Here is a 14,662-nt window from a genome sequence, read left to right on the forward strand (position 1 = left end):
TCCCGGCCGCGCTTTTCCGTACGGACGCCGGCTCCTCATGACGCGGCAGCATCCTCCCTGCCGTACTTCACGAATAGCAGAAACGGGCGCGCTGTGTCCGCATTTATTTCGGAGCCCGCAATAAATAACGAAGACCGACTGCGATCAATCGTGCGCCATGCCCAACGCGCGTCGCATGAAGAGTTGAGACAGCGGGCTCTCGGGACGGGCGTCGCCGCGTTCCGCGCTGAGCGCCCGTGCGAGAGGGGCTTGGCCAGAACGAAACGCTGCTTCGATCAGCGTCAAGTCGATGACGTCGCGCTGCGCGTGACTTCCGCCGAACCGGTGCGCGATCGACCGGATCGGCTTCAACAGCCGGACGGTTTCGGCATAATTTTCATCGCCGAACGCGAGAATCGCACGGGCGACCGGATTGCCGACATCGCGCGTGAAAGCCGCATTGTCGCCGGCAGCCTCGATCGCCCCGGCCTGCGCTGCCAGCAGGCGCTGCACCAAATCGAGCCGCCCCGCACCGATAAACGCCATCATGGCGTGCGCATCGTTAAACGCATAATTCGCCGCGTCCGCATGCGGCGTCCAGTTCTCGGCAAGCGCCGCCCAGCGGTCGCCGACATCGACGCCCGCCAGATGCAGCCGCCAGAGGATTGCCGACGCATCGACCATATTGAGCGCGAGCGTCGATTTGGTGCCGAAGATCGGCCCGTCATACAGCGACAGGACCTCGTCCGCCTCGCCGAGCTCGAAATGATAAAGCGCCAGATGCCACCAATTGTGGACCTGAAGAAAACTCTCCTTCGTCCAGCTATCCGTGCTGGCGCGCATCCAGGCGATCCCGTCGCGCTGGCGGCTCTGCATCTCCATGACATGGGCGACCGCGTGCTGCGCCCAGCCGTCGCGCGGCTCGATTTCCACGGCCTTGCGCCCCTGCGCTTCCGCACGCGCATAGTCGCCGGTCTCTTCCAGCCCGAAGGCATGCATGCCGAGGATCGCGTGATAGCCGGGCATCCCCGCATCCCATGACGGCAGGGCGCGGGCGATGCGATCGCGCAGCATGCGCGAATTGCCGGTGAAGAAATCGATCTGATGGCCGGTCTGGAGCGCCAGCGCATCGCGCGGATGGTCGATGGTCAGGTCTTCGAGCAGATTTGCCGCCCGATGCCAGTTGCCTGACGCAAGTTCACCGAGCGCCACGACATGTCGCCTCTCGCGTTCGGTCGCAGGCAAAGCCGATGCGGCGGTGAAGCAGGCCTGCGTGATGGGCTCCGCCGTCCGCTCCGTCGAAAGCCCGTAGAGATACCCCTTGAGGACATGCGCCATGACGAAACCGGGGTCACGCGCCAGCGCACGGTCGAGCGCGCCGACAGGGTCTCCGACGAAGCGCTGAAGTCCGCGAAGCGCGATGTCGTAGCCGGCGAGGCTTTCAGCACTGGCGCCGCTCATCGACAGTCCGAGATCGTCCTTCAGCATGGCGGGCTTTCGGTGGCGGGTTTGCAATGCACGATCGATGCTAGCGCAGAAGCGTTTTGTCTTCCACTTTTGGTGACTACCCCCCGGCTCTCACGGCCGGCGTGCCGTCATGGGATGTCCAAACGCAAAAACGCCCGCGGATTTGAGCCAGCGGGCGTTTGGGTTTTTGCATTTCAGTTTGGAAAGATTGGTTGCGGGGACAGGCACGCATTACCCATGCATTCCAGGCGACGCCGCGCAGCTCCGACAATCCCCTGAGCCGTTAGAATTTCGCTCCCAGCTTGACTCCGATCGTATGGCTCAAGGAACTGCTGTCGTTAAGGCCGAGGGCGGTACCATAGTCCACTCCGACCAGCCAGCCGTTGGAGAGAATGTTGGCATCGAGGCCGAATTCAAGCCTGATCGAGTCGGTGCTCCTGGCTTCCACATCGACGCTGTAGGGCAGCAATCCCGGCAGATCGGCATAACCGAGCCTGGTGCGGGCGGATCCGGCAAAGTCGTGGCTGTATTCGATTCGGCCGCGCGGCTTCAGCATTCCCCATTCGGTTGGCACTGAATATTCGAACCGCAAACCGGCGATGCCGGCCAGGGTAGAGGCAGCCATTTGGTCATATGTGAGATTGTGAAGCCCCGCGCCCGTCTCGCTGAAGCGACCGAGTTGCGACCAGGCCCCTTCAAGGCCGCCATAAGGTGACAGCAAGAACTTTCCGGAACGATGTTCGTAGCCGAGCACCAGCGATCCGAAAATCTGATCGCCGTTGCGGCTGCCAGCCGCAAAGTCGCCGGTGTCCGTCACATAGCGGCTCGAGTCGAAATCCAGGCGGCTGTAACCGAGGAGTCCATCGAGAAACACCTTGGGTCGCGGGCTGTAGCTGCCATAAATGGCCGCGCTGAGCGCCTGTGCCCTGCTTTCGGTGCCGTTGCCGCCGATATCGGTTGCGTCGCGCCCGAAGCCCAAGCCGACGCCGCCGACGAAACTCGGCGTAAAGCGGTAATCCATGCCCGCGCTCACACCCACCATCGTATGGTCGAGGTCTATTCCGTTTCCGTCGCGTGAACCGAAATTGACGTATCCGCCGGTCCAGACGGCAAGGCGGCCGGATTTTTTGTTGCCTGGTGGGTTGGATGCATTCCGCGCGGCATTGCCGCCATCATTGGCGCTGCCCAAAGGCGAGAAGATGTCTCTCCTGGTTTCGTCTTCGGCGTAATTCGTCCGTGCGCTGTCGGTTTGCCCGAAACGGATGTCGAAGGACGCAGCCTGCCGGCTATCCTCATCGTGCAACTGTTCCAGCCGCCGTCTGAAATTGTCGATCTGCCCGCTTGCGAGCCTATCCGCCGAAGCGATCTGGGCACCGATAAGGCCGATCACCTCCGGGTCCTTTGACGGGTCGGGCCGCGCCTGGACGACGAAGGTAATCGTGGCCGGCGCCGAACTCCCCCAGCGATTGCTCAGCGTGTAGCCGACGACGACCGCGCCGGAAGCGCTTGCATGAGAAGCGAAGGCGAGTTCCGTCTCTGACAGACTGGCCGTTCCGGTCCCCGCTGGTGGCGCAGCAACAATCGCCGCCCCGGTGAAGGGACCGCCGGTAGCGCCTTCGGTCAGATTTACCGTCGCCGTTGTCCCGGCCATCATCGTTACACTGCGGCTCAGCGCAACAGGCAGGTTGGGCGCGACCAGGACGGAATAGGCTTGCGAGCCGGAAAACCCGTTCTGGTCCATGGCAATGACGGTGAAATTGAACGCACCGGCCTGGGTCGGTACACCCGAGAACACACCGCTCGAACTGAGCTCGATACCGCCAGGCAGGTTGCCGTTCACCTGGAACGCATAGGGTCCAGCGCCGCCGGATGCCGTCAATGTCTGGTCATAGGCCGCACCGCCGACCGCGTCCGGCAGCGAAGCCGGCGTGATGGCGATCACCGGAGCAACGATCTCGAGATCGTAGTTTATGGTTGCCGTGAATCCGAGCTGGTCGGTCACCCTTACGGTGAAGGTGTCTATGCCGGCCATGCTCGGCACCCCGGACAGCAAGCCGGCGCGGCTTAGTGAAAGCCCGGTTGGCAGGCTGCCGCCGTCGATGGAATAGCTGTAGGGCTCGACGCCGCCCGTCGCCGCGATCGTCTGCTGGTAGGCGACGCCTCCCGTGCCGCCCGGAAGCGTTGCCGGGGCAAGGGTTAGCGTGGGCGCCGACACGGTCACGGCATAGTCTCTGGTCGTCGAATTTCCAGCCGCATCTGTGGCCTGGACGACAAAGTTCGCCGGGCCGGCAGCCGTCGGGGTTCCGGAAATCAGGCCGCCGGGAGAGAGCTCCAGGCCCGGCGGCAACGTTGTCCCGGATGCCAGGGAAAAGACATAGGGTGCAACGCCGCCGGAAGCGGTCAGCATCTGCTCGTAGGAACTGCCCGCGACGGGGTCCGGCAGGGAGCTCGGCGATATTTCGAGCACGGCCGCCGCTACCGCGACCGTCACCGTGGCAGGCATCGAGGTTCCGCCCGGTCCGCTGGCCGTGTAGGTGAAGCTGTCCGTTCCGTGGAAACCTGCCTCCGGCGTATAGGTGATGACGTAACCCGATACCGATGCCGTTCCGTGCAAGGGTGCGGTGGCGACAGCGATGCTCGTGCTATGGCCCGAGATGTTGTCGGTCAAATCAATGGCGAGGCTTGTATTCCCGAAGGCCATGCTGCCGGTCGCATCTGCCGCGACGGGAACTGCGGGCGCCGCCACGATGAGCCTGTAATCCCGGCTCGCGGTGTCGCCATTTGCATCGGTTACTGTGATCCGCGCGGGCACATCGCCCTGGAAGAGAGGCGTGCCCGAAAGCGTGTCGACCGAGAATGCGAGGCCCGGAGATGCGCCGCCCGCATATTCGTAGCTGTAAGGCGCCGTTCCGCCGGATGCCTCGAAGCGATAGCTCAGGGGCTCGCCATAGATGCCCGGCAGTTCGGCAACCTCGGGGGCCAATGCGAGTGGGGGCGCCGTATAGCTGAAGCCGCCGGCCAGGGTTGCCACCTGCCCGGCGCTCGTCACCGTCACATCGACGGCACCGATCGCGCCTTCCGGCGTCGTCGCGGTGATCGTCGTTGCGTTCACCAGCGTGACGTTCGCCGCCTCCACACTGCCGAACCTGATCGACACGGGCGCCATGAAGTCCGTACCCGTGATCGTCACCAAGGTGCCGCCGAGGGTCGAGCCCGTGTTCGGGGCTATCGCGTCGATGGCGGGCGGTGCCATATAGGTGAACCCATTGACAAGCGTCGCCGTGTCAACCTCGACATCGACCGCACCTGCAGTGTTGGCGGCAGGTGTCGTCGCAGTGATCAGCGTGTCGTTCACAACAGTGAAGCTCTGCGCATTCGTCCCGCCGAAGCTCACCACGCTCGCGCCCGTGAAGCCTGTTCCGGTGATCGCCACTTCCGAGCCGCCTGCGGTCGGGCCCGAGGCCGGGGCAATCGCGTCGATGGCGAGCGGCGTCACATAGGTAAAGCTGCCTGCCGCGCCAACAGCGCTCGTGCCGCCGGGCGACGTCACAACAATGTCGATGGTGCCACTTGCTCCGGCCGGCGCTATCGCCGTGATCTGCGTGTCGCTCAAAACGGTGAAGCTCGGGGCCGGCGTGCCGCCGAAACTCACGGCTGTCGCCCCCGTGAAGCCCCCTCCGGTGATCGCTACCTCCGTACCGCCGAGGGTCGAGCCCGAGGCCGGGGCTATCGCGCTGATGGCGGGCGGTGCCATATAGGTGAACCCGTTGACAAGCGTCGCCGTGTCAACCTCGACATCGACCGCGCCTGCAGTGTTGGCGGCAGGTGTCGTCGCAGTGATCAGCGTGTCGTTCACAACAGTGAAGCTCTGCGCATTCGTCCCGCCGAAGCTCACCACGCCCACGCCCGTAAAGCCTGTTCCGGTGATCGCCACTTCCGTGCCGCCTGCGGTCGGGCCCGAGGCCGGGGCAATCGCGTCGATGGCGAGCGGCGTCACGTACGTAAAGCTGCCTGCCGCGCCAACAGCGCTCGTGCCGCCGGGCGACGTGACCACTACGTCAACGGTTCCGGCGGCTCCAGCCGGCGCTATCGCCATGATCTCCGTGTCGCTCAAAACGGTGAAGCTCGGGGCCGGCGTGCCGCCGAAACTCACGGCTGTCGCCCCCGTGAAGCCCCCTCCGGTGATCGCTACCTCCGTGCCGCCGAGGGTCGAGCCCGAGGCCGGAGCTATCGCGCTGATGGCGGGCGGTGCCATATAGGTGAACCCGTTGACAAGCGTCGCCGTGTCAACCTCGACATCAACCGCGCCTGCAGTGTTGGCGGCAGGTGTCGTCGCAGTGATCAGCGTGTCGTTCACAACAGTGAAGCTCTGCGCATTCGTCCCGCCGAAGCTCACCACGCCCACGCCCGTAAAGCCTGTTCCGGTGATCGCCACTTCCGTGCCGCCTGCGGTCGGGCCCGAGGCCGGGGCTATCGCGTCGATGGCGAGCGGCGTCACATAGGTAAAGCTGCTTGCCGCGCCAACAGCGCTCGTGCCGCCGGGCGTCGTGACCACTACGTCAACGGTTCCGGCGGCTCCAGCCGGCGCCGTCGCCATGATCTCCGTGTCGCTCAAAACGGTGAAGCTCGTGGCCGGCGTGCCGCCGAAACTCACGGCTGTCGCCCCCGTGAAGCCCCCGCCGGTGATCGCTACCTCCGTGCCGCCCGCCGTCGACCCCGTGTTCGGGGCTATCGCACTCACGCTTGGCATCGGCACATAGGTGAAGGCGTCGATAAGTGTCGCGACACCGGTGACGCCCGTGACACTGACAGCAGCGGCGCCGGGTGCTCCGGCGGGTGCCATCGCGGTGATCTGCGTGTCGCTGTCGATGGTGTAGCTCGTGGCCGTAATGCCGCCGAAGCTCACGGCGCTTGCCCCCGTGAAGCCCGTGCCCGTGATCGCCACTTCCGTGCCGCCTGCGGTCGGGCCCGAGGCCGGGGCTATCGCGTCGATGGCGAGCGGCGTCACATAGGTAAAGCTGCTTGCCGCGCCAGCAGCGCTCGTACCGCCGGGCGTCGTGACCACTACGTCAACGGTGCCACTTGCTCCCGCCGGCGCCGTCGCCATGATCTCCGTGTCGCTCAAAACGGTGAAACTCGTGGCCGGCGTACCGCCGAAACTCACGGCTGTCGCCCCCGTGAAGCCCCCGCCGGTGATCGCTACCTCCGTGCCGCCCGCCGTCGACCCCGTGTTCGGATTTATCGCACTCACGCTTGGCATCGGCACATAGGTGAAGGCGTCGATAAGTGTCGCGACACCGGTGACGCCCGTGACACTGACAGCAGCGGCGCCGGCTGCTCCGGCAGGGGCCATCGCGGTGATCTGCGTGTCGCTGTCGATGGTGTAGCTCGCGGCCGCAATGCCGCCGAAGCTCACGGCGCTTGCCCCCGTGAAGCCCGTGCCCGTGATCGTCACCTCCGTACCGCCTGCAACCGGCCCGCCCGACGGACTTACCGCGTAAATGTTGACCAGCCCCACATAGGTAAACTTGGCCGCCGCATTCACGACGCTCGTGCCATAGGGCGTCGCCACCGTCACGTCGATGATGCCCGCCGCTCCAGCCGGTGCCGTCGCGGTGATCTGCGTGTCGCTGTTGACAGTGAATGTCGCGGCCGTGCCGCCGAAATTCACAGCACTCGCCCCCGTGAAGCCACTGCCCGTGATCGTCACCTCCGTGCCACCGTCGGTCGGCCCCAAGGCCGGGGCTATCGCGTCGATGGCGGGGGGCGCCACATAGGTGAACCTGCTTGTCGCGTCCGCAGCACTCGTGCCGCCAGGCGTCGTCACCTCGATGTAGACGGTACCGCCTGTTCCGGTCGGCGTCATCGCGGTGATCTGCGTGTCGCTGTCGACGCTGAAGCTTGCGGTCGTGCCGCCGAAGCTCACGGCGCTCGCTCCCATGAAGCCCGTGCCTGTGATTGTCACTGCCGTGCCGCCAAGGGTCGAGCCCGAAGCCGGGGTTATCGCGCTGATGGTGGGAGGCGCCACATAGGTAAACCTGCTCGCCGCGCTCGGCGCGCTCGTGCCCGCAAGCGCCGTCACCACGACGTCGATGGTGCCGGCCGCGCCGGCAGGTGTCGTCGCCGTAATCTGCGTGTCGCTGTCGATGCTGTAGCTCGCGGCCGGCGTGGCGCCGAAGCTCACCGCGCTCGTGCCCGTGAAACCCGAGCCAGTGATCGTCACCACCGTGCCGCCATGAGTCGAACCCAGATCGGGGGTTATCGCGTCGATGACCGGCGGTCCAACATAGGTGAACCTGCTCGCCGCACTCGCAACGCTCGCAGTGAGGATCGTCACCACCTCGACATCGACCACGCCGGCACTGCCGACGGCAGGGACCCTCGCGGTGATCTGCGTGTCGCTGACGACGGTGAAGCTTGCGTCCGTGACGCCAAAATTCACGGCAACCGCGTCCGCGAGGCCCGTACCCGTGATCGTCACTTCCGTACCGCCGAAGATCGGGCCGAAGGCCGGGGCTATCGCGTTGATGGCGGGTGGCGCCACATAGGTGAAGCCATCCGGCTCCGTCCCCTGCTTGTCGGCGCGCGTCACCGTCACGTCGACGGGGCCAATCGGCCCGGCAGGCGCCGTCGCAGTGATCGTGCTGTTATCCAACACCCTGACGTTCGCTGCCGGCACACCGCCGAAGGTGACCGTCATGGGGGCGACGAAATTCTCGCCAATGATCGTCACTTCCATGCCGCCGGCGGTCGTTCCCACACTCGGGCTGACTTGGATGATTACCGGTGCATCCATGGGCGGTTGAACGAGGAGACTGTATTCGCCGGTCGTGGTCTGGGTGCCGGAGACGACCCCGATCGTAAACGCGGATAGCTGCGGGCCGTCGAACGAGCCGGAGAGCGTCAGAACACCACCCTGGACGCTCGCGGTGAGCTCCGTCGGGACATCGCTGGTGTCAAAAGTGTAAGTGCCGTCTCCGCCACTGGCCGTGAAGGATACGCTATAGGGCTCCTCCGCGACGGCCTCGGGCAAATCTCCCGCTGAAGGCGAGAGCACAAGCGGCACATAATATTCGAACGCATTGGCCAGTTGCGCACTCTCTCCCGGCCTTTCGACCGTCACGTCGACCAGGCTCGGGCCGTCCCTGGCGGGCGCGACCGCCATGATCTCCGTGTCGTCGTCAACGAAGAAAGCCAAGGCCGGTATGCCGCCGAAGCTCACGGCGCTCGCCTCGGTGAAGCCGGTGCCGGTGATCGTCACGGCCGTACCGCCATCGATCAACCCCGACGCCGGGCTCACCGAGGTCACGGCGAGCGGCGCCACATAGGTGAAAATGCTGTCCGCGCCAGGGACGCTCAACCCGCCCTCCGCATTGACCGTCACATCGACCGGACCCGCACTGCCCGCAGGCGACGTCGCCTGCAATTCGGTGTGGCTTATCACGCGAAGATTCGTTGCGCGCTGGTCGCCAAAGAGCACGCTCCAACTGTTGAGGCCCCTGAACTCCGATCCTCTGATCGTCACCACGGTACCGCCGGCAACCGGGCCGGAATTCGGTGTCACGCTGTCCACGACGGGCGGCGGCGCCTCATAGGTGAATTTGGTGTCGGCGGTGATCGGGCTCTCTTCGCCGTTGAAGTTATCGACCCAGACATCGACCGTCCCGGTTCGGTTCAGTTGGGCCGGAGGTATCTCCGCTCTGATGACCCAGCGACTGACGACCTGCTGGGAAGTCGCGATGGATCCGCCGATGAACACACGCCGCGCCGTCAGGAAGCCATCGCCTTCGATGGTCACGACCGTACCGCCATAGACCGGTCCCTTGTTCGGGGTCACGCTCGTTATCACCGGCGCGGGCGGCAGTATCCTCATCGTGAAGGTGCCTTGCGCGGTTCCAGCGTTGTTGCGCGCATTCACGTTCACGGTGAACGTGCCGTCGGTCGTCGGCGTCCCTGTCAGGACGAAACCCGTATCGGTGATATCATCGAGGTACAGGCCCTGTGGAGCGCCATTGAAGCCCAGGGAGATGAATGGGCCGTCACCGCCGGAGACGGTGAACTCGGCGCGATAGGGCTTGCCCACTTGACCGTCGGGCAGGTTGCCGCTCGCCGGCGAGAGGACCGGGAGCTCAAGATAGGTGAACGTGGCAGTCGCCGCTATGCCACCGCTCGTGACGACCACGGCGACATCTCCAGGGCTGCCGGGAGGTGTGGTAAACCTGATCTGCACACTGCTAAAAGAGGTCGGGGCGACCTGGGTGCCGTCGATGCTGACACTTGTGCCCGCCGTGAAACCCGTTCCGGTGATCGTCACCGACGTGCCGCCGGCCGCCGGTCCCGAAGCCGGACTCAGCGCGGCTATCGTCGGCGCCACGCCATAGGTGAACGCGCTCGGTTCCGTCACGCTTCCGCCATCGGTGGTGACGAGCACATCGGCGGCGCCGGCGGCGCCGGGAGGCGTGACCGCCCTGATCTGCGTGCTGCTGACGAAGGTTACGGTCGCCGCCGGGTTTCCGCCGATGTCGACGGTTGCATTCGCCGTAAAGCCCGTGCCCGTGATCGTCACTTGCGTGCCGCCGTTCACCGAACCGGAATTCGGGCTCACCGCGGCGATGGAAGGCGGCGGTGGCAGGACTTTCAACGTGTAGACGCCATCGATGAAATCGTCGTCGTCGGATAACCCCTCGGCTATCGCAATATATATGTCATAGTCCCCTGCCGCCGTCAGGGTACCAGCGAGTGCGAAGCTATCCGGGCCGGTGCGTTCGACCGTCAATCCGGCGGGAATAAATGAATATCGGGGATCCACCACATACTCGCCCGATGGCGGATTGCCGCCGCTGACCGTGAGAGGGACGGAGAAGCTTACGCCCGCCTGCACATCGGGCAAGGCGCCGTTCGGCGGATCGAGCACCAGTTGCGCCGCTGCCGCCTGCGCGAAGACCAGCGTGAGAAATAGTGCGGCAATCAGCGTCATAACGCGCTGCTGCAACCGCATGAGGCCAATCCAGACAGAAGTGTCTGTGCGACACGCGCGCCGCAGCGCTCGTACTTCGGAAAAGACCATCTATTGCCCCGCACCCTTAACGGAGGGGCCAACCTCCGCATCTCCAACAGAGGTTGCTAAGACTCCGACAGTCGCACACTCCGGCATTCACCTTGGCGGCAGTCCTGCCCGTGTCCAGCATCCCCTGCATTGGCCATATAAGATAAGGCAGTCCGCCAAAGGAGCGTTAGGATACGCATCTCAAAAATGCGTGCCGATTCGTCTCAAACCGGGGGAAAGGCCGCCGCTATCGCGCGGTTGAAGCCGGCTTCAGCCGCGCAGGTCCTTGGGACTGAAACCATATTCCCGGCGAAAGACGCGGCTGAAATGGCCGGGATCGTGATAGCCGCAACGCATGGCGATATCGGCTATGGACAGGGCCGTCCCGTCACTTTCCAGAAGCGCGCGGGCCCGCGCAAGCCGCTTCTCGCGGATCACCTCGGCAATGGTGCATTCGCGTTCGGCAAAACAACGGTAGAGCGTGGCGCGCGAACAGCCCAGCAATCCCGCCAGCATGTCGGGCCTGAAATCGGGATTGGAGAGATGGACCTCGATCAGCCCCAGGGCGGCCACGAACAACCCCCTGGCCACGACCTCTCGATCGTCCGGCGGACGACGTGCAATGTCACGCAAGGCGAGATGGGCGAGATCGAGCGCGACCCCAAGCATATCCGCCCGTTCTTCAGGGTCGAGATTGCGGAGTTCATCGGCCAGGGAACGCAGATGCGCTGCAAAAATACGCCCTGACGGGACGGCTTCCAGCCGCTGGGCCAGATGGGCCGAGGAAGGGACCTCTCCACCCAAGGCTGCCTCGACATCCGAACGCCGCAGCGTGAGGTGCACGGTCGCGTAGGAGGACCAGATCAGACGGCTGGCACGTCGCGCATCGTAGACGAGGAACTGCCCCGCCAACGACTGGCTGCGCTCCTCGCCTTCCTCATGCCTGCGCCTGCCCGCTGTGACGATGCCGATGGCGATCTCGTCACAGCCGTCACGTTCGCTTTCCTTGCGCCGGCGCCTGCCGGACAGCGCATCGGCGCGATTGATATAGACAGCGCCGTTCGGGCCGATGATCCCGGCTCCCTGGGCCCGAAATGGGGCCGTGTCGTGCCGCTGATCGGCATCGACATCGTAGAGCGCGGTCTCGCGCCAGAAATCGTAGCTCTCGTGAGGGCGAAGACCATCGGTATCGAGTTGCAGATAGACCGCGCTCGTGGGCGCGCCATGGCGGCTCGCCGACCAGCGCCCATCCGCCGGCGACCAGTCCCACGCTTGCTTGCTCCAATCGCCCTTGGACCAGCCCACCCGAATCCCCCAGGAAAACTCTATCCGCGCCCCATCCTAACACCGCAAGCAGGCAAAGGCATCCCGATACCTGATCGCGAACACGATTGCCCGCTCGCTGTCCGCAGGGCTTCCAACCGGTGCGCCGATGAGCGCGGACGGCCACCCTTGGGCCCGTTCGCGCGGGCAGCGGTGAACTGGTCGTCGGATGCGCCTTCCAGGCCCCGTGCCAAACGCGGCGGAAAGGCGAAGGTGCAGCCATTCTCAAGATCGACGATGATGCGGCCGGAAGCGCGATCATAGCGCGCGATGTTGTAGGGGGCCGTAGAAAAGCAAAAACCTCCGCAGCCGGGGCTTTGGAGGTATCGCAAGAAACGTTGGTTGCGGGGACAGGATTTGAACCTGTGACCTTCAGGTTATGGTCCGCAGGACGAGGAGCTACCTCGGCCAGGGAAGCGAAGCTTCCTGCCTGCCGACGGTGGTATCTGCATTTCAGCTTGGGAGGTTTTGGTTGCGGGGACAGGATTTGAACCTGTGACCTTCAGGTTATGGTCCGCAGGACGAGGAGCTACCTCGGCCAGGGAAGCGAAGCTTCCTGCCTGCCGACGGTGGTATCTGCATTTCAGCTTGGGAGGTTTTGGTTGCGGGGACAGGATTTGAACCTGTGACCTTCAGGTTATGGTCCGCAGGACGAGGAGCTACCTCGGCCAGGGAAGCGAAGCTTCCTGCCTGCCGACGGTGGTATCTGCATTTCAGCTTGGGAGGTTTTGGTTGCGGGGACAGGATTTGAACCTGTGACCTTCAGGTTATGAGCCTGACGAGCTACCGGGCTGCTCCACCCCGCGCCACCGTTTGGCAGGTTTTTGGCCTGCGCGTTTGTGTGCTCTGCAAATGACGATGGCCGCTTCATGCGGCCGGTGCGCCGCCTTTTGGCGGGCTGTCGTAAAGAGAGAAGATTTCGAACATGCTTTTTGCAGACCTGGCAGCGACTTACTCTCCCGCGTCTTGAGACGAAGTACCATCAGCGCTGGAGCGTTTCACGGCCGAGTTCGGAATGGGATCGGGTGCAGCCGCTCCGCCATAACCACCAGGTCGGCAAAGAGCATGTTCAATTCGAGAAGCTGGGTTTTGAGGGGATCAGGGCAGTAAGGCAATAGGGCAGTCTGATTTGCACCTGTTGCTTTGCACCTTTCTTCCACGTTTGATCATTGCCATCCGGGCGCGAGCCCGAGCCTTCGACTGAAGGCCATCGTTTCATCCGGGTCGGTTTCCGGGCGAAGCCCGCAAGGCCGACCGGCGCTGATGCGCCGCGCCGTCCGCAGGGCTTTTCACCCGTAAGGACAGAGAGATGAGAAGATGGATATGAGCAATGCGAACAATCAAGCCGATCGAGTTATTAGTACCGGTAAGCTTCATGCGTTGCCGCACTTCCACACCCGGCCTATCAACGTGGTCGTCTACCACGACTCTCAGGGAATACTCGTTTTCAGGCTGGTTTCCCGCTTAGATGCCTTCAGCGGTTATCCGTTCCGTATATAGCTACCCTGCTATGCGGCTGGCGCCACAACAGGTCCACCAGAGATACGTCCATCCCGGTCCTCTCGTACTAGGGACAGATCCTGTCAATATTCCTACACCCACGGCAGATAGGGACCGAACTGTCTCACGACGTTCTGAACCCAACTCACGTACCGCTTTAAATGGCGAACAGCCATACCCTTGGGACCTGCTCCAGCCCCAGGATGCGATGAGTCGACATCGAGGTGCCAAACAACCCCGTCGATATGGACTCTTGGGGGTCATCAGCCTGTTATCCCCGGCGTACCTTTTATCCGTTGAGCGATGGCCCTTCCACGCGGGACCACCGGATCACTATGACCGACTTTCGTCTCTGCTCGACTTGTCAGTCTCGCAGTCAGGCAGGCTTATGCCATTGCACTCAGCGAACGATTTCCGACCGTTCTGAGCCCACCATCGCGCGCCTCCGTTACTCTTTAGGAGGCGACCGCCCCAGTCAAACTACCCACCATACACTGTCCCGGATCCGGATGACGGACCGCGGTTAGACATCCATATAGATAAGGGTGGTATTTCAAGGATGACTCCACCCAAGCTGGCGCCTGGGCTTCAAAGTCTACCACCTATCCTACACATGCCGACACGAATGCCAGTGTAAAGCTATAGTAAAGGTGCACGGGGTCTTTCCGTCTAACCGCAGGAACCCCGCATCTTCACGGGGAATTCAATTTCACTGAGCCTCTGCTGGAGACAGCGGGGAAGTCGTTACGCCATTCGTGCAGGTCGGAACTTACCCGACAAGGAATTTCGCTACCTTAGGACCGTTATAGTTACGGCCGCCGTTTACTGGGGCTTCGATTCAAAGCTTGCACCTCTCCTCTTAACCTTCCAGCACCGGGCAGGCGTCAGACCCTATACGTCGTCTTGCGACTTCGCAGAGCCCTGTGTTTTTGATAAACAGTCGCTACCCCCTGGTCTGTGTCACCTCACAACGGTTGCCCGCTGCAAGGTCATGCTTATCCCGAAGTTACGCATGCAATTTGCCGAGTTCCTTCAGCAGAGTTCTCTCAAGCGCCTTGGTATTCTCTACCAGTCCACCTGTGTCGGTTTCGGGTACGGTCTATACGCGGGAGCTATTTCCTGGAACCGCTTCACTGCCCAACCAATCCAATAAGGATGGACAATACACGCGATCCGTCACTACCCGCAGGCCCACGAATATTAACGTGGTTCCCATCGACTACGCCTTTCGGCCTCGCCTTAGGGGCCGGCTAACCCTGCTCAGATTAACTTTAAGCAGGAACCCTTGGACTTTCGGCGAGCGGGTCTCTCACCCGCTTTATCGTTACTCATGTCAGCATTCGCACT

At 63.3% G+C, this 14,662-nt stretch carries 3 protein-coding genes, 1 tRNA gene and 2 rRNA genes (1 of these 6 only partly in view); all 6 read right to left on the minus strand.

The genetic code is table 11. The features are described from left to right. Window positions 1-144: 144 nt before the first annotated feature. Complete coding sequence (locus tag AAFN55_RS18065) at window positions 145-1,467, minus strand: tetratricopeptide repeat protein (protein WP_347800371.1); 1,323 nt, start codon at window positions 1,465-1,467, stop codon at window positions 145-147. 262 nt (window positions 1,468-1,729) lie between these two features. Further along, window positions 1,730-10,444, minus strand: coding sequence for an IPT/TIG domain-containing protein (locus tag AAFN55_RS18070; protein ID WP_347800372.1), 8,715 nt, complete (start codon window positions 10,442-10,444; stop codon window positions 1,730-1,732). A 318-nt stretch (window positions 10,445-10,762) separates the two neighbouring features. Then, the gene (locus tag AAFN55_RS18075) at window positions 10,763-11,797 is read right to left on the minus strand and encodes an AraC family transcriptional regulator (RefSeq protein WP_347800373.1); all 1,035 of its coding nucleotides are present in this window, start codon (window positions 11,795-11,797) and stop codon (window positions 10,763-10,765) included. A 747-nt stretch (window positions 11,798-12,544) separates the two neighbouring features. Next, window positions 12,545-12,621 (minus strand) — tRNA-Met (locus tag AAFN55_RS18080). Window positions 12,622-12,753: 132 nt separating this feature from the next. Further along, a 5S ribosomal RNA gene (rrf, locus tag AAFN55_RS18085) occupies window positions 12,754-12,868 on the minus strand. A 283-nt stretch (window positions 12,869-13,151) separates the two neighbouring features. After that, a 23S ribosomal RNA gene (locus AAFN55_RS18090) occupies window positions 13,152-14,662 on the minus strand; it runs 1,366 nt beyond the window's last position.

Origin of the sequence: Mesorhizobium sp. CAU 1732, assembly GCF_039888675.1 — a bacterium.
In the GTDB taxonomy this organism is placed as follows: domain Bacteria; phylum Pseudomonadota; class Alphaproteobacteria; order Rhizobiales; family Rhizobiaceae; genus Aerobium.

Excerpts from the sequence above, each read along its gene's own strand:
- AAFN55_RS18070 (WP_347800372.1), bottom strand. The coding sequence starts at position 10,444 with ATGCGGTTGCAGCAGCGCGTTATGACGCTGATTGCCGCACTATTTCTC.
- AAFN55_RS18065 (WP_347800371.1), bottom strand. The coding sequence starts at position 1,467 with ATGCTGAAGGACGATCTCGGACTGTCGATGAGCGGCGCCAGTGCTGAA.